The organism is Nitrosomonas sp. (assembly GCF_019752095.1).
In the GTDB taxonomy this organism is placed as follows: Bacteria; Pseudomonadota; Gammaproteobacteria; order Burkholderiales; family Nitrosomonadaceae; genus Nitrosomonas.
Map to the genome: position 1 here is coordinate 1 of NZ_JAIEMO010000031.1, position 16,492 is coordinate 16,492.

Annotated in this window: 12 protein-coding genes and 3 riboswitches; of the genes, 5 read left to right on the forward strand and 7 right to left on the reverse strand. The window is 43.1% G+C overall.

Annotated features, from left to right (window positions below):
* Positions 1-206: 206 nt before the first annotated feature.
* The 5 genes from K2Q13_RS09565 to K2Q13_RS09585 form a co-directional block, all read right to left on the reverse strand.
* Positions 207-593, reverse strand: coding sequence for a response regulator (locus tag K2Q13_RS09565; RefSeq protein WP_292920836.1), 387 nt, complete (start codon positions 591-593; stop codon positions 207-209).
* A 127-nt stretch (positions 594-720) separates the two neighbouring features.
* Positions 721-2,178: a potassium transporter TrkG gene (locus K2Q13_RS09570; RefSeq protein ID WP_292920837.1), complete on the reverse strand. Its 1,458-nt coding sequence runs from the start codon at positions 2,176-2,178 to the stop codon at positions 721-723.
* Between the two features lie 11 nt (positions 2,179-2,189).
* Positions 2,190-3,641, reverse strand: a complete 1,452-nt coding sequence (gene trkA / locus K2Q13_RS09575) for a Trk system potassium transporter TrkA (RefSeq protein WP_292920838.1) — start codon at positions 3,639-3,641, stop codon at positions 2,190-2,192.
* Positions 3,642-3,645: 4 nt separating this feature from the next.
* A complete protein-coding gene (locus K2Q13_RS09580; protein WP_292920839.1) occupies positions 3,646-4,434 on the reverse strand; it encodes an inositol monophosphatase in 789 nt (262 codons plus the stop codon).
* On the reverse strand, positions 4,434-4,994 hold the full coding sequence (locus tag K2Q13_RS09585) for a thioredoxin family protein (protein WP_292920840.1): 561 nt from the start codon (positions 4,992-4,994) through the stop codon (positions 4,434-4,436). Before K2Q13_RS09585 ends, K2Q13_RS09580 begins: the two co-directional genes overlap by 1 nt.
* A 167-nt stretch (positions 4,995-5,161) precedes the next feature.
* On the opposite strand from K2Q13_RS09585, the gene K2Q13_RS09590 reads away from it, so the two are divergent.
* From K2Q13_RS09590 to K2Q13_RS09610, 5 genes are all read left to right on the forward strand, one after another.
* On the forward strand, positions 5,162-5,908 hold the full coding sequence (locus K2Q13_RS09590) for a 16S rRNA (uracil(1498)-N(3))-methyltransferase (protein ID WP_292920841.1): 747 nt from the start codon (positions 5,162-5,164) through the stop codon (positions 5,906-5,908).
* 2 nt (positions 5,909-5,910) lie between these two features.
* The gene (argA, locus tag K2Q13_RS09595; protein ID WP_292920847.1) at positions 5,911-7,269 is read left to right on the forward strand and encodes an amino-acid N-acetyltransferase; all 1,359 of its coding nucleotides are present in this window, start codon (positions 5,911-5,913) and stop codon (positions 7,267-7,269) included.
* Between the two features lie 104 nt (positions 7,270-7,373).
* Positions 7,374-7,652, forward strand: coding sequence for an oxidative damage protection protein (locus tag K2Q13_RS09600; RefSeq protein ID WP_292920842.1), 279 nt, complete (start codon positions 7,374-7,376; stop codon positions 7,650-7,652).
* 94 nt (positions 7,653-7,746) lie between these two features.
* Positions 7,747-9,702 (forward strand): CRTAC1 family protein, encoded by a 1,956-nt coding sequence (locus K2Q13_RS09605; RefSeq protein ID WP_292920843.1) that lies wholly within the window; start codon positions 7,747-7,749, stop codon positions 9,700-9,702.
* A gap of 659 nt (positions 9,703-10,361) precedes the next feature.
* A complete protein-coding gene (locus K2Q13_RS09610) occupies positions 10,362-12,803 on the forward strand; it encodes an ATP-binding protein (protein ID WP_292920844.1) in 2,442 nt (813 codons plus the stop codon).
* Between the two features lie 207 nt (positions 12,804-13,010).
* Here the strand turns inward: K2Q13_RS09610 and K2Q13_RS09615 are convergent, their stop codons facing one another.
* Positions 13,011-14,177, reverse strand: coding sequence for a glycoside hydrolase (locus K2Q13_RS09615; protein WP_292920845.1), 1,167 nt, complete (start codon positions 14,175-14,177; stop codon positions 13,011-13,013).
* A 107-nt stretch (positions 14,178-14,284) separates the two neighbouring features.
* Positions 14,285-14,371, reverse strand: a riboswitch (cyclic di-GMP riboswitch).
* A 156-nt stretch (positions 14,372-14,527) separates the two neighbouring features.
* Positions 14,528-14,614: riboswitch (cyclic di-GMP riboswitch) on the reverse strand.
* 195 nt (positions 14,615-14,809) lie between these two features.
* Positions 14,810-15,709 (reverse strand): glycoside hydrolase, encoded by a 900-nt coding sequence (locus K2Q13_RS09620; protein ID WP_292920846.1) that lies wholly within the window; start codon positions 15,707-15,709, stop codon positions 14,810-14,812.
* Positions 15,710-16,077: 368 nt separating this feature from the next.
* A riboswitch (cyclic di-GMP riboswitch) is annotated at positions 16,078-16,165 on the reverse strand.
* Positions 16,166-16,492 lie beyond the last annotated feature (327 nt).

The following is a 16,492-nucleotide window of genomic DNA, read 5'->3' on the forward strand; positions in this document are numbered from 1 at the left end:
CCCTACTTTTAGCTACACCTCTCAGGCTAGTCGACCTTGGGGTTCAAAGTCAAGTCATTTGTCATAAAATTACCTTCATCCTTAAAAGGACTTTTACTAATACTTCGCTTAATTCCATTTTATACAAATACTAACGACTACAATTCAATGTGAATGGCAAATATTTATCTTTATTACTAAACCCTAATCCCCTAGTGATCGGTGTATCACTCGATATAATTTCGTATTATGCTAAATAAACCGTCAGCGGTGAATGGTTTTGTCAGGTAGCTATTAGATCCCGCTATTCTTCCTCGAGCTTTATCAAATAAACCATCTTTACTGGATAACATAATGACAGGAATTGACTGATAAATTGGATTCTTTTTAATTAGCATACATGCTTGATAGCCATCCAATCGCGGCATCGTGATATCCACAAAAATAATATCCGGGTGATTATCTACAACTTTTGACATTGCTTCGAAACCATTCTCCGCTAGAACAACTTCACATCCAAATGGCTTTAAGAAAATTTCAGCGCTCCTTCGAATCGTACTACTATCATCAATAATCATAACCTTAATACCTTTCAAAACACCGGTATTGTCCATGCAAGCTCCTCATGATTATTAAGCAAGCTTTATCAACAGCATATTATTGGTCATTTTGCCATTAAGTGTTTACACTGCTCAAAATAAATTATCACTGCCCATAGTTTTTCAGTCAGTAAGTAAAATTTCACTTCCTCCAGAAAGCAGGCACAAAAATAGCCAACACTGTAAAAAACTCTAATCTACCCAACAGCATAGCAAAACTGCATATCCATGTTTGAAGGTCTGTCAGCGATGCATAAGTCGTTGCTGGTCCAATACCCCCAAGACCCGGGCCGAGATTATTGATGCAGGCTACTGCTGCTGAGAAAGATGTAATAGCATCCAACCCACTTAATGTTAGCGCCAATGCCATTAATACTATGCTTGCTGAGTAGATAAATAAAAACACAAGCACCGCAAAAATAACTCGATTAGCCAGAACACTCCGACCTAACTTAGCAGGAATAACTGCATTAGGATGCATGATCATAATGATTTCGCGATATACCTGCTGATACAAAATGCGCGCACGAATCATTTTAATGCCACCGCCGGTGGAGCCTGAGGAAGTACAAAAACCAGATAAAAACAACATCCACAATGGAGCGAACATGGGCCATAAGCTGTAATCAGCATTACTGTAACCAGTAGTTGTTGCAACTGAAACCACATTAAAAGCAGCATAGCGCAATGCAATCAGCGGTTCGGCAAAGACATTGTTAATCCATAGATAAAATGCCAATCCAAGACAGCTAAGAAAAATAACCATCGCATACCAACCCACTTCGGAATCATAGCGATAAGAAATTAAACTTTTTGCCCGCCAAGCCAGAAAATGTGTTGCAAAGTTTATCCCCGCAATCAACATAAAGATGATAGCAACTGACTCTATAAGCGGCGAATCCCAATAACCATAGCTGGCATCATGAGATGAAAATCCGCCTAAGCCTAAAGTCGTGAAAGCATGCATAACAGCGTCGAACCAATCCATACCGGCCCATTTGTAGGCGACAGCACATATCAAGGTCAGGCTTGCGTAGATCGACCACAGCCCCTTAGCTGTCTCTGCAATACGTGGAGTTAGTTTACTCTCCTTCATAGGTCCGGGTATTTCAGCATTTAGTAACTGCCGACCGCCTACCCCCAATAATGGCAAAATCGCAACTGCCAAAACGATCAAGCCCATTCCTCCAAGCCAAACCATTTCACCGCGCCATAAATTGATAGACGGTGGCAGATTATCCAATCCAGACAATACCGTGCCACCAGTCGCTGTTAATCCGGAAACTGCCTCAAAATAGGCCATACTAAGATTGAGTTCTGGCAAGTAAAATAGCAATGGCAACATAGCAAAAGCCGGCAATACTGACCAAACCAACACAACCAGCAGGAAACCATCTTTTATTTGTAGTTCACGATGATAGCGACGTGTCACCAGCCACATGATCAAACCACAACTCAAAGTAATTAAAATGGATTCTTCAAAGACTAACTGCGCGCCATCGTTGCCCCACAATGCCAATCCAAGAGGAATAAGCATTGTCAGTCCAAATACCGATATCATCTTACCCAGTACATTTACAACAGTAAAAAGTCGATTCATGTGATCTTTAGTTACAGAAAACCAACACTAACCTGAAACAGTTTTTCTACTTCACGAATCATCTTTCTATTGATCACGAATAAAATCACGTGATCCTCTGACTCAATAATCGTGTCATGATGTGCGATAATGACTTTGATCTCGCTGCTAAATTCGCGAGATATTTCATCTTGCTCCAATGTTGAATCCCCACCAAACAGTCCTTCCGATTTAGGTAGACCACGCACGATAGCACCTATTGTCGCGCCTTTTGGCAACTTAATCTCATCTATTCTACGCCCAACCACATTAGATGATCTAGCATCGCCATGCGCTACCAATTCCAATGCTTCTGCCGCACCGCGACGCAAGCTATGTACAGCGGCAACATCACCATGCCGGACGTAAGCCAATAATGAACCGATCGTGACTTGCGCAGGAGAGATAGCGATATCTATCCCGCTACTTTGCACCAAATCCACATAAGCGCGACGATTAATCAACGCAATGACTTTATGTGCTCCCATGCGCTTTGCCAATAATGCGGACATGATATTGTTTTCATCATCATTTGTGAGTGCGCAAAACATATCCATCTCGGCAATGTTTTCATCGTCCAATAAAGTTTCATCCGTCACATCGCCGTGCAATACCAACGCATTACTCAGCTCACCCGCCAAACGCTCACAGGCTTGATGATTTCGCTCAATTATCTTGACCTGATAATCTTTTTCCAGCGTTAAGCCGAGTCGTCTGCCAATTTTTCCACCACCGGCTATCATCACATATTCGACCGGCTTATCCATTTTTCGCAACTCCCGCATCACAGCCCGAATATCTTCAGTAGCAGCAATAAAAAATACTTCATCTTCCGTTTCAATCACGGTATCCCCCTCGGGAATAATCGGTCGATCTTTGCGAAAAATAGCTGCAACACGTGAATCCACATTGGGAACATGCTTCCGTAATTCCTGCAACTGTTGCCCAACCAGAGACCCGCCTTTTAATGCACGCACAGCAACCAGACTTACTTTTCCCGACGCAAAATCTAGCACTTGCAGCGCCTCGGGGAATTCGATCAGCTTCTCAATATACTCTGTCAGAATTTGTTCTGGACTAATGGCAAAATCAACGCAAAAATTCTCGCTTGAGAAAATTTCCGGATATGCCGAATACTCAGTCGATCGAATCCGCGCAATTTTAGTGGGTGTGTTAAATAAAGTAGCAGCCAGTTTACACGCCACCAAATTGGTCTCATCGTGGCCAGTCACCGCCAGTACCATATCTGCATCATGTGCACCAGCATTGACCAAAACAGAAGGATGTGAAGCATTGCCAACTACGGTGCGCAAATCTAAACGATCTTGCAAAAATGCCAAACGCTCTGGATCAATATCAACCATGGTAATATCATTAGCTTCACTCACCAAACTTTCAGCGACTGTTGAACCAACCTGGCCCGCACCCAGAATAATAATTTTCAATTACCTATTCCTTCCGATTCTCACGCACCCAATCGCGCCACTGCATAAATAGCCCAGGATCCAATGCTGCTATCACAGATCGATGCCACGGCGAACCCGCCCAATAATCATCGTGCTCAAAACCGCACATACTGCCGCCTGCCTCTTTGAGAATTAACGATCCAGCCGCATAATCCCAAGGCTTTTGTCCGCCATGCAAATACAAATCAAAATAACCTGCAGCGGTATAACACCACTCCAGCGCACAAGCTCCATAGTTTCTCTGTGAGGCGAACGGCGGGTAAGCAGCCACTTTGGCTGCGAATCTTCGGTCAAGCCGCTTCAAATCGATATTTGCCATCGCGCTTGATAATGCAGGAACATATCGCTTGAGCGGCAACGCGACTCCATTCAAAAAAGCGCCTCCGCCTTGAGTTGCATAAAACATCTCATCCGTCACCGGGTTATAAATCACGCCCAGAACGCCCTTTCCTTGCTCCATAAAAGCCACTGAAATCGCAAAATAAGGCAATCCATTAAAAAAATTGGAAGTACCGTCAATCGGGTCAACACTCCACAATCCTGTATCTCCCTCAATCCATTGCGCCTCCTGCTCTTGTTCGGTCATTTCCTCACCCATGGCGGCAGCTGGGCAAATTTTCTGCAACTTATCCAGCAAGGCATTTTGTGCCGCAACATCCGCCTCGGTAAAAAAACTACCATCCGCTTTAAGCTGTCGGTCAACTCGCAGATAACGCGGCATAATGACTTGCTGAGCAACATCCTTCACAGCCGTGATAACATTTTCTAGCACTATGCCTCCGAACGCCACTTGATTGAGCAACCAATGCTAGGAATTTGTTCTTCCGGACCATGCCCGGTTTTAGCAACCTGCAACATGGCTTGAAACAAATCGCGACGAACATCTGCGGGCGACGCTTCTTTGCGCGAGGCATCCAGGCGTCCGCGATATTGCAACTGCAGCTGATTATTGAAACCAAAAAAATCGGGGGTACAAACTGCCCCATATTGCTTGGCTATTTCCTGGGTTTCATCCCAGACATAAGGAAAAGGATAATTTAGCTGTTTCGCAATCAAGGCCATATTTTCAAAAGAATCTTCTGGGTAGTCTGCGGGATCATTCGACATGATCGCGATAGCATTCACACCATGGAGCTTCAGCTCATTGACATCGCGAATAATACGATCCTGTATCGCCTTGACATATGGACAATGATTACAAATGAACATCACTAGCAGCCCGTTTTCACCTTTAGCGGAAACCAGGTTATAACGCTTGCCGTCGACACCCGGCAAATCAAAATCAATAGCTTTCCAACCAAAATCACACACCGGTGTTTCCAAACTTGCCATATGCCTTCTCCCACTCTTGATAATATTGCAAAAATACTTTTCCAGCTTGCTGCCTTTATAATCTATATGCTGGTCAAATAATGCTAGATTCATAACATGTTATATTATCATGAGTCTATTTATTGAATTTGCCACTTGCTCCTCCACTTGCCTAAACCCAGCCCATCATGCATGCACGCTTTTATCATCCAGAGGAAATTATTGTTGGAAAAATCATCGAATTATCAGCTGAAAATAAACATCATGCAGCACGCGTGCTACGGCTGAAGAATGGCGATCCAATTACGTTATTTAACGGGCTTGGCGGAGAATTCTCCGCACATATTGAATCGCTTAACAAATCTAGCACCACGATAATCATCGATGCCTATCACGACATAGATCGGGAGTCACAATTGTCAATTGAACTCGCCCAAGCCATCTGCGTCAACGAAAAAATGGACTGGATCATACAAAAATCAGTAGAGCTCGGTATAACTCGTATTCAACCAGTTTTAACTGCACGCTGCATTGTGCATTTATCCGATGAACGCTCTTCCAGACGCCTCCAGCACTGGAAAAAAACCATCATCTCCGCCTGTGAACAATGTGGTAGAAACCATTTGCCGCAAATACTCCCGTTAATTTCTCTATGGGATTGGTTGAGCCAAAAGAAAGCCATGCGTTCCGCGCATGATCTGCATTTCATGCTATCTACCAAAGCCACAACAGGTCTAAAAAACACCCCCAAACCACCTGCCGATGCCAATATAGCACTTGCGATCGGACCTGAAGGGGGATTTACACCAGAAGAAGAAACGGCTACTTTACATTCCGATTTTATTCCACTGCGCTTAGGAAAACGCATACTGCGCACCGAAAGTGCAGGTTTAGCAACCGTTGCAGCGATGCAGGTACTCTGGGGAGATTATTGATGATGACTTCCAATAATAAAATGGATTCCATGATTGAATTTGTTTCCTGGTTTCGTTCAGTCGCACCTTATATCCATGCATTCCGTGACAAAATTTTCGTCCTCGGTTTTGGTGGTGAAATGATCACCGATGCAAAATTTGTTCATTTCATTCACGACATCAACTTACTTGCCAGTCTAGGTGTCCGATTGGTACTGGTGCATGGTGCACGCCCACAAATTCAACTACGTCTAGATGAATCACAATTGGAAACCCAAACAGTCATGGGCATGCGAGTAACTGACCCCGCAGCATTGCAATGCGCAAAAGAAGCCGTAGGACGCGCGCATCATGAAATTGCTGCCCTGCTGTCGATGGGGTTACCCAATTCACCAATGGCCAATGCGGCTATTCGTGTCGCCAGCGGAAATTTTGTCACCGCATGCCCGCATGGCATTATACAAGGCATTGACCTGATGCACACTGGAAAGGTGCGCAAGATCAACACACAAGCGATTCATTCGCGTTTAGAGCAAGGAGATGTAACGCTGATTTCACCATTAGGCTACTCACCAACTGGCGAAATCTTCAATTTGACAATGGAAAATGTAGCGACGGAAGTCGCAATAGCACTCAATGCCGAGAAACTAATTTTTTTGTTGGATACCGTGGATTTCAGATTCTCAGAAACCGATACACTAAGAACGCTACCACGTGAGTTCACTGTCGCGGAAAGCAAATTATTCTTAGAAAATAAAATCCCTGGAACAATGCCATTAATACCGGATACGCTCCGGTCATCACTACAATCGGCCACCAGAGCCTGTGAAATGGGTGTGACACGCACGCATCTGATCAATCGTGGTAACGATGGCGCCATCCTGCAAGAGCTTTTCACACACCATGGCATCGGTACAATGATCTCGCAAGAAACACTTCAAGCGCTTAGAAAAGCTAAAATTGAAGATGTTGGCGGCATCTTGCAATTGATTGAACCACTGGAAGCCGAAGGCATTCTAGTCAGGCGCGGACGTGAATTACTGGAAATTGAAATCGATCGTTTTACAGTGCTGGAACATGATGGCATCATGTTGGGCTGTGCAGCTCTATATCCATTTCCCGAGGAACATGCCTGCGAACTTGCTTGTTTGGCAATCCATCCGGATTATCGCGATCAAGGACGCGGCAACCATCTGCTAAAACATATCGAAAAAAAAGCTATCTCTCAAGGTATCGATATCTTATTTGTACTTACTACACACGCGACACACTGGTTTATTGAGCACGGCTTTAGCGAAACCACAACCGCCGAATTACCACAAGCCAAACAGAATTTATATAACTATCAGCGCCGTTCGAAGGTATTAGTTAAATACTTGTAGCTTTACCATGCATATATGCGCTGATGGTTTACTCGAGGAAATGAACATCTCATAATGACAGTTTTTTCTTTTTGAGCATCTTTTTTGATTGATCTGGAGCACAAATGACAAGAATAGTAAAATGCATCAAACTGGGCCGTGAAGCCGAAGGCCTGGATTTCCAAACCTACCCCGGAGAATTGGGCAAGCGTATCTTTGAAAATGTTTCCAAAGAAGCATGGCATCAATGGATAGAACACCAAACTATGCTAGTCAACGAAAATCGCTTAAATCTTTCAGACGCAAAAGCGCGCAAATACTTGGCCGAGCAATTGGAAGCGCATTTCTTTGGTTCAGGCGCAGAACAGCCAGCCGGTTATATTCCCTCAAATAATAAATCATGAATTCCTGCAATGCATTCATAGATTCTGACAAAAAATTCAAATCTAATTTTTCATATTACAATAATATATAATCATCTCCAAGCGGACATAATGTATGAGTAAGTTAATAAGAATAATGTTCTACTTTTCTGTTGTTTTTTTTCTCGGACACATCCAAACATTGAGCGCTGAAATTGCATTTGAGGATCAAACTAAATCGGCGGGTCTCGCAACTTCTCTTTACACAGGCTACGGTTCAGCTTGGGGCGACTTTGATGGGGACGGCTGGCTTGATGTGTGGATCGGCAACCATACGACGCGACCTCAATTGTACATAAACAATGGTGATGGCACCTTCAGTGAAAGGCTGAGGGAGTTTTGGGATGGAGATCCCTTACGCGACGCTCATGGCGGCGCTTGGGCTGATTTTGACAATGATGGTGATCAGGATCTCATAGAACTTTACGGAAACCGGGGAGGTATTGCTGCTGACAATAAGGCGTTTTACGTTAACCATATGGGCAGGCTAACCGATGAAGCCGCAGTGCTTGGACTGAATGATAGTTTTGGTCGTGGGCGGACACCACTGTGGCTGGATTGGAATAATGATGGTCTGCTGGATCTTTACATGACCAATGTGAAACGTCCATTTGACGATCTAGGACCTAGCCGATTGATGTTGCAGCAAAAGGATGGAACTTTCAGTCCTGTTCCAGGCATGACAAAAAAGACTATCGGAGAATTTACCCAATTGGCTTACTTCGATTCGGCTGTGCACTTGTTAACATCCGGCTGGATATTTTATCCTCAGGAGCTATATCGACTAGGGAGCACTAAGCCTTTGCCCATACCTAAAACATCTCGCCATCAATTTAGATACTTACAGGATGTAGCAGTTGCAGACTTTGATGGGGATCTTGAAGATGATCTATTAGTTTTGCAAGCTCCAACGGTTAGCTCATGGATACTGAACAAAAAAACCCGCCGTCAAGTTCTTGTCGACACACATGGAATGTCGTCAATAGAAAAAGGAAGCCTGAATTTCTGGTTCAATGGACCAACCAAATTGTCTATCCAAATTTATGGAGCATTTGATCCTTGGACTCCGAGCATGATACATGCCGGTAAATCTGGCATTCAGGTGGCAGAGCTTGTTCCCGAGGTTGTCGACGGCGAGAAACGGTATACTGTCCAATTGACATTGGATTCTGCCAATCCTGACATGATCGGCATCGTGAACTCGAAACTGCAGGTATCACCAGGCATTTATATAGGATGGATACCGAGTATCAGAGAATGGAGAGTTAAGATTCAAGGAGCAGATAATTTTCGAGCAAAATTTGTATCAATCGATAGTATATTTGAGAAAGTTGCCTCAGATGGACGTGAATTTTGGACCAAAGATCTTGGTAGCAAACTGGTAATGCTATCCCGGCGCGAAGGTGAATTTATTGTTGCTGAAAACTTTGGATATGACTTAGCAGATTCATGTCGTTCGATCGCTGTCGGTGACTTCGACAATGACATGGATCTCGATGTCTATATTGCATGCGCTAATGGGCTTCGCAATAGACACAATATCTTACTCGAGAATATTGGTGGGACATTTATACCTGTGTTCAATGCGGGCGGAGCAAGCACCATAAACATTGGCAACGGCGGAAGGGTCAGTATGGCCGACTACGACAATGATGGTTATCTCGACCTGCTAGTTACCGACGGAGGAAGACTTGAATATCCATTTAATTACGGCCGCCAATTTCTCTTGCGTAACAAGGGCGGAAGTAATCATTGGCTAAAAATTGATCTTGTGGGCTGCCAATCTAATCGCGATGGTATCGGTGCGCGTGTGATAGTCACGGCCGGCGGAATCAAGCAAGCTCGCCTGCAAGCAGGGGGTATGCGCAATGGTGTTCAGGACGATCGTCGACTTCATTTTGGCCTGGCAAAAAATTTAATTGCCGAATCAGCAACTGTGGAATGGCCTTCAGGGATTCACACGAACCTTACAGAACTTGCTGCTAACAAGATTCACGTAGTTCAGGAAGATTCCGGATGCGCACGTCCGTAGTATAGACCATAAGCAAGCATACCTAAACGTCTCTGAAGTACTCACAAACATCTGAAATAGATCGTCAAGGCACTTTCACCATTTCGATCAAAAACATTACATTTCCATGTAATTACTGGTCGAAATGGTGATTAAAAGTACTAAGACAGCAGTGCGATTCATCAGCTCAATTTGTTTAGATCAGACATACTGATACTGCTTGACTCCACTGACTCAGTGCTGAAACTTGCATCAGCGATAACTTGACATGAACTTACCACAACCTTCTCTATTCACTACACGAAATCGGCATGTGCACCGAGCAAGTCGATTCAATTGATGGTTGTAATTATTGATACCGCTATGTATGGGAAGAACATCATCCAGCCTAGCGACCGAAAACTGACGATCAAAGTCCCTCAATTTCTTGAGCATAAGCACGGCCATTATTGCACCCATTATCGCTCACTTAAATCGAATTACCGAATAGCAAAAACTGTAATATTCTTGAATCTTTTGATGGAGAAAGATCAAGCTGTCAGTGTCAGAATATATCTCTATTAACAACCCAGAAAAACTACTACCCCAATAACAATTGACAAAGACTTTTCAGTACCTATTAAATAGGTACAATACGAGCAATTTGCAAAACATTATCGTTTTCGGATCATTATCCCAATATGTCGACTCACGAGTTAGATCCATCCCAATTACGTATTACCATCAACCCGGACTCGTTGGAATTTTCAGACACTTCGGAGTTATTGCAACGCCCGTTATCCTGGATTGGACAGGAACAAGCAGAAGTAGCTGCACGCTTTGGCTTAGGTATGATGCAGCCGGATTATCATTTATTTGTTCTAGGGGAAGCGGGATCGGGACGCACTACTTTACTGCATCAAGCGATGATTGCCGCAGCAGCCGAAAGGTATTCTTCTCCAGATTTGTGCTTTCTACACAATTTTATCGCACCAGAGAAGCCATTAGCTTTGCATTTACCTTCCGGACAAGGTCGAGCGCTACGTCAGTTATTGCTGCAACTGGCAAAATCGTTGCCAGCTAACATCGCACAGTGCTTGAACGGGCAGGATTTCAAACTTAACAGTAATCACATCGAGAAGAAGTTTAAAACAGCAGCCGATCAAGCTTACACCAAGCTGGATAAGTTTGCTGAATCTCTGCATTTCACCATACATCGTGAAAACGAGCAGATTGTTTTTACTTTGCTGGATGAAAAAAACGAGATTCTCACAGCAGAAAATTTATTAAAGTTGCCCAAGGCACGCAGGATCGAAATAGAACAAGCCGAGCAGGCATTGCGAGAAGCGATTGTACAGTATCTTGATGAATTCAAACTGATAGAGAAAGAAAGAAATAGCGAATTAGCCGCATTGCAACGACGTCTTGTTCAACCTTTATTGAGTCTTGAATCAAAAAAAATCCAGAAGGGATTACAACAGCAGTTAAGGCTCAACAAACGATTGAAAACTTTTTTTGCGCAAATGGAATCGGATATCCTCGACAATTTGGCGCTGTTTGAAGCGGATAATATTGAGGAAGAAAAGCAGCAGACAGAACTACATCGGATTTTCTCCCGCTATCAGATCAATTTAGTAGTGGACAATGCTGATGTACAGGGTGCACCGGTTTTTATTGAGGACAATCCTTCCACATATGCATTGTTTGGCGGCATCGATTATCAATTCGAAAATGGCAAGCTAAAAACCGATTTTATGCGCATTCGTGCCGGTAGCTTGCTAAAGGCTCATGGCGGATTTCTTATGTTGCACCTCGATGATTTACTAACCGATGATTCATTATGGATAAGATTGCGGCGATTCTTGCGTAGTAAGCGGCTGCAAATCGAAGAACCAGGCTCGGCATTGACTTCCAATACACCCGTGTCCCTTGAGCCCGAATCGGTGGAAGTAAATGTCAAAATTATCCTGATCGGATCGCGTGATGCATATTACGATTTGCAAGAAATCGATCCAGAGTTTATGCGACGATTCAGGGTGAAGGTTGATTTTTCCGCAAGCTTTATCGCCAGCACAAGAACTTATCAAGCATCGGCTGTACTCGTAGCAAATGTCTGTGCTGTTGCGCAATTACCACATTTCTCGGCGGCTTCGGTCGCGCGTTTGCTTGAAGAGTCGCACCGGGAAGTGGAGGATCAAAAGCGTCAAAGCGCTATTTTCGCACGCATAGAAATGCTACTGCTGGAAAGCGCCGCATTTTGCAAAGCACGTCACGGCCGAATAGTAGAAGTGATCGATATTTCAGCAGCGCTTCAAGCACGTATACTGCGTCATAATTATCCTGACTTACGTTTACAGGAAAGTATTCTTGAGGGCGAAATCGCTATTGCAGTGCAGGGAATGGAAGTGGGTCAACTTAACGCACTGACGCAGATTGATTTGGGCGATCATAGTTTTGGCACCTCGATACGTATCACCGCACGCGCATTCGCGGGAGAGGACGGGGTACTCAATATTGCCCGCGAAGTGGATATGTCTGGCCCGATTCATGATAAGGGCATGTTGATATTACAAAACTACCTGACTGGATTATTTGCCCACATTGCACCGCTTGCGCTTAGTGCATCAATTGTGTTTGAGCAGGAATACACCAGCATAGAAGGGGATTCTGCGTCTTGTGCAGAATTTTATGCACTGTTGTCGTCGCTGTCAGATGTACCGCTAAAACAGAGCATAGCCGTAACAGGTGCTCTGAATCAATATGGCGAAGTCTTGCCGGTTGGAGGCATCAATGACAAGATTGAAGGTTACTTCAAACTGTGCGATAAAATGGGTTTAACCGGCGAGCAAGGAGTGTTGATTCCCCATCAGAATCGACCACATCTAATGCTGGATCGCTCAGTAATTGAAGCCGTAGAACAAGGTTTATTTACAATCCATACGATGCAGCATGTTACTCAGGGATTGGCATTATTGACTGGATTACCGACAGGAGTTAGCACAGAAGACACAACAAATGGCTATTCTTCCGATACGGTTCTGGGTTGTGCACAAAAAACACTGTTGACTTTCCGCCGTGCTTGTCAATTGTCACAACATCCTAGAAGCGAACATCGACGATTACCGACACGGCCGGGTAAATGATAGTAAACTAGGCTATATTTATTCCGCACCTTCATCGAATCAGTTACTAAAGATTAAGGAGCATGGGTTTTCAATGTTAACAATTGTTATAAAAAAATTAGCATCTATCTTGCTTGACTCAAAACGATGATCTTCGCGAAGCTTGGGTAGACAAGAAGCCTATACTTTAAAAGCATAGGCTTCTCGTGAATTTATCAAAAAAGACTACTAGTCAGTACAAGACGAATAGGCTGTTGGGCATACTGGATTCAATCCGCCAGCTGGATCGCTTGTTTGCTCAGCCCAGTTTAATACCTCCAGTACCTGATCGTTGTATTCTGGAATTCGTGACCAGAAAATGTAATTGGCACGCAAGGTATCGCGGGCAAAAACCAGAATATCTGAAACAGTAGGTGCATAACCTGTCCCATCATTTCTCGTATTCTCATAATTTTTTCGCATAACCTGCGGCGCCATAGCCATCATGCCAGAAAAATCTGAATAGTAATTATAAACTCCCTGGTAGGGGTCATATTGGGTAGCTTTAAAATTCAAACTTTTTTCGTCCTGGAAAGTATCTGGACCACTCAGTGTTGCTCCCATATCCCTAAGTTGGGTTACAAGTGAATTGAGAACTGGGCGCGGGTAATTTACTTCCTGAATCGTCATTGTATTGGGGAAGAATAAGCGCATCTTCTGATTCACCCGAATCATATTCACATAAAATTCATCCGCTTGAGCACTGGATATCGGCTCAAGAGGCTGCCCCATAGCGCTTTCAATCATACCGATACCCTCAAAGTTAGGGTGTGAATTGTAGCGCTCTCCAAGTACCTTAAATAAGGCAATCAAACGATCCCTCACTTGGGGGTTCCACAACTTAATGTTGTATCCCCTAATAGTGGTTGAGCCGTAATCAGAAAAAGGGAACTGCCCATTCTCATATGCAGCACCTTTTAAGTAGTCCGGCACGAGCTTCCAGTTTGGATCAAATGATTTCGTTTGCACCTGAATGACAAGGCGTTTATTTCTAGCAGTCAGTTCAGCCAGACGTTTATCGATGGATGAAAAATCATACACACCTTTTGATTTCTCAAGTTCCGCCCATAAGTAACGCATTTGTATTCCACGTAACGCTGGTGTTGCTTTGAGTTCACTATATACCTCGGATAGGTATTTAGAATTGTTATTGCCCCAACTCATTATTGTATAGTAATGGCCTGGATGCCATTTGACCGCAGTAGGATCTGTTGTTGCTGCTATTACGCTCAACGGAGCTAGAACCATACTTATAATGAACATTAACGCCGCTACTAAGATATGTGTTTGTTTAACACTTGTACTAGTTGTTTGTGTTACCAAATTGATAGCCAATAATTGATCATTGGTTCTCATAATTAATTCCTCCTTAAAATTTAAGGTAGGAACTGCATGGATACGCGCTGAAGTTTTATTACTTGAGACTCGTCTATTCTCATACTTGAGTAGAACAAGCTGCGTTATCTGGCAGTCCTGCCATCCTGGGGCATCTGCCCTTTAGATCAGTGACTTTGCGTCCCCTGCTTTCGCAGAGTTTGCCTTTTTCAAATTGCGACACAGGATTGTGCCTGTCGCTACTGTGGAATGATGTTCATTTGACCCCTCCTTTTAATTTAGTTAAAAGGCAGGAACTGCGTGGATACGCGCTGAAGTTTTATTACTTGAGACTCGCCTTTCCTCATCTGTGAGTAAAACGAGTTGCGTTACCTGGCGGTCCTGCCATCCTGGGGCATCTGCCCTTTAGATCAGTGACTTTGCGTCCCCTGCTTTCGCAGGGTTTGCCTTTTTCATATTTCAATACTTAATTGTTACTGCTACAACCCTAGATAGGTTCCCATATCTGGAAAACTCTTGTTTAAAATACAAAACACATTGGTCATATATAAGAAATTTAGCATTTCCGGCTATTACTTCCTATCTACAGTGCAGCGTCTTAACATTATAAAAATTCGAAACTTTATCCATTCAGTTTATTGGAAATATCATTGCTAGTTCACACAAGATGAATAAGCCGCCGGACAAGCAGGATTCAAACCGCCTGCAGGAAAATTCTTTTGCGCATTTTGATTTAACACTTCCAATACCTGCATGTAATGTGCTTCCCGTGTCCAAAAGATATAATTCGCCTCTAATTTATCTCGCGCAAAAGCCAGAATCTGAGAAATAGTTGGCACATAACCGCTTCCATCACCTTTCGTATTTTTATAGTTCTTTGGCATAACCGTGGGAACCATAGGTATCATGCCAGAGAAATCTGAATAGTAATTATAAATTCCTTGGTGAGGATCATACTGCGTTGCTTCAAAGAGTAACCCTTTTTCTTCAATAAATAGATCCGGGCTACTCAATGCCGTCCCGATATTTTTAAGGCTGCCTACGAATGATGTGAGAATTGGACGCGGATAATTTACCTCCTGAATCGTCATTGTATTGGGGAAAAACTGACGCATTTTCTGATGTACAATAATCTTGTTGTCATAGAAGCCATTAATCTGAGCGTTTGAAACTGGCTCAATAGGCTGTCCAAAAGCAGTTTCTATCATGCCGATACCCTCAAAGTGAGGATTCAAGTTGTAACGCTTTCCCATTGCCTCGAATAATGCAGTCAGGCGATTACGCACTTGGAGATTCCACAATTTGATATTACGCCCTCTTATTTCTGTACTGCCATAATCACTAGTATAAAATTCTCCACCTTCATACTCAGCAGTCTTCATATAGCTTGGCACAACTTGTCTTTTATTAAATGATTTTGTCTGCACCTGAATAACCAGACGTTTTCCCCTGGCGGACAGCTCAGCAAGCCGTTTATCGATGGATGAAAAATCATAGACACCTTTTGATTTTTCCAGATCATTCCAGAAATACCGTATCATCATTCCTTTCAATGCAGGTGTTGCATCGAGTTCGCTATATACTTGTGACAAGTAGGTGGAATTATTTTTGCTGGAACCCTTAATTATATAATAGTGCCCTGGGTGCCATTTGACTGCAGTGGGATCTATCGGAGCTGCCACTGCGTTTAAGGGCACTATAATCATACTAATAATGAACAATAGTGCAGTTATTAATATATACGCTTGTCTGATTCTCGTGCTGGTGATTAGTGTTATCGAATTAATAATCAGAAATTGATCATTAGTTTTCATAAATAATTCCTCCTTAAAGTTTCAAGAAAGGAACTGCATGGGTACGCTCTGAAGTTTTATTACTCGTAACCTGTCCACTACATACGTAAGTGAAACAAGTGGCGTTGCCTGGCAGTCCTGCTATCATTGGGATGCTCTCCCTTTAGATCAGTGACTTTGCGCCCTCTGCTTTCGCAAAGTTTGCCCTTTTCATATTGCGATAATAATTAAGCACAAACTGTGCCACAATTAAATTTTTCACGATACGTACCGCACTTTTAAAAACAACGAATGTTGTACAAATATTGCTATAGAGGGGGAGTCCGGGGGGTAAAAGCTTTACGCGATAACAAGAAATTATTTCTGTAAGATGCGATTTTTTCTAATAACAGACTACATAAAATGACACTTTTTGTCACATCCAGACAAAAATAATAGAGCCATTTACTTTTATTTCATAAACAGAGAGAGACCTTTGCAAAATTCAACGAATTTTCAGATTCGTTACAATTTCTGATTTTTTTGTGAATATTGGGGTATTTT

Bases quoted from the DNA above. Each gene is read 5' to 3' on its own strand.
- K2Q13_RS09565 (WP_292920836.1), bottom strand. From the start codon at position 593: ATGGACAATACCGGTGTTTTGAAAGGTATTAAGGTTATGATTATTGAT.
- K2Q13_RS09570 (WP_292920837.1), bottom strand. From the start codon at position 2,178: ATGAATCGACTTTTTACTGTTGTAAATGTACTGGGTAAGATGATATCG.
- K2Q13_RS09585 (WP_292920840.1), bottom strand. From the start codon at position 4,994: ATGGCAAGTTTGGAAACACCGGTGTGTGATTTTGGTTGGAAAGCTATT.
- K2Q13_RS09590 (WP_292920841.1), top strand. From the start codon at position 5,162: ATGCATGCACGCTTTTATCATCCAGAGGAAATTATTGTTGGAAAAATC.
- argA (WP_292920847.1), top strand. From the start codon at position 5,911: ATGACTTCCAATAATAAAATGGATTCCATGATTGAATTTGTTTCCTGG.
- K2Q13_RS09600 (WP_292920842.1), top strand. From the start codon at position 7,374: ATGACAAGAATAGTAAAATGCATCAAACTGGGCCGTGAAGCCGAAGGC.
- K2Q13_RS09605 (WP_292920843.1), top strand. From the start codon at position 7,747: ATGAGTAAGTTAATAAGAATAATGTTCTACTTTTCTGTTGTTTTTTTT.
- K2Q13_RS09610 (WP_292920844.1), top strand. From the start codon at position 10,362: ATGTCGACTCACGAGTTAGATCCATCCCAATTACGTATTACCATCAAC.
- K2Q13_RS09615 (WP_292920845.1), bottom strand. From the start codon at position 14,177: ATGAGAACCAATGATCAATTATTGGCTATCAATTTGGTAACACAAACA.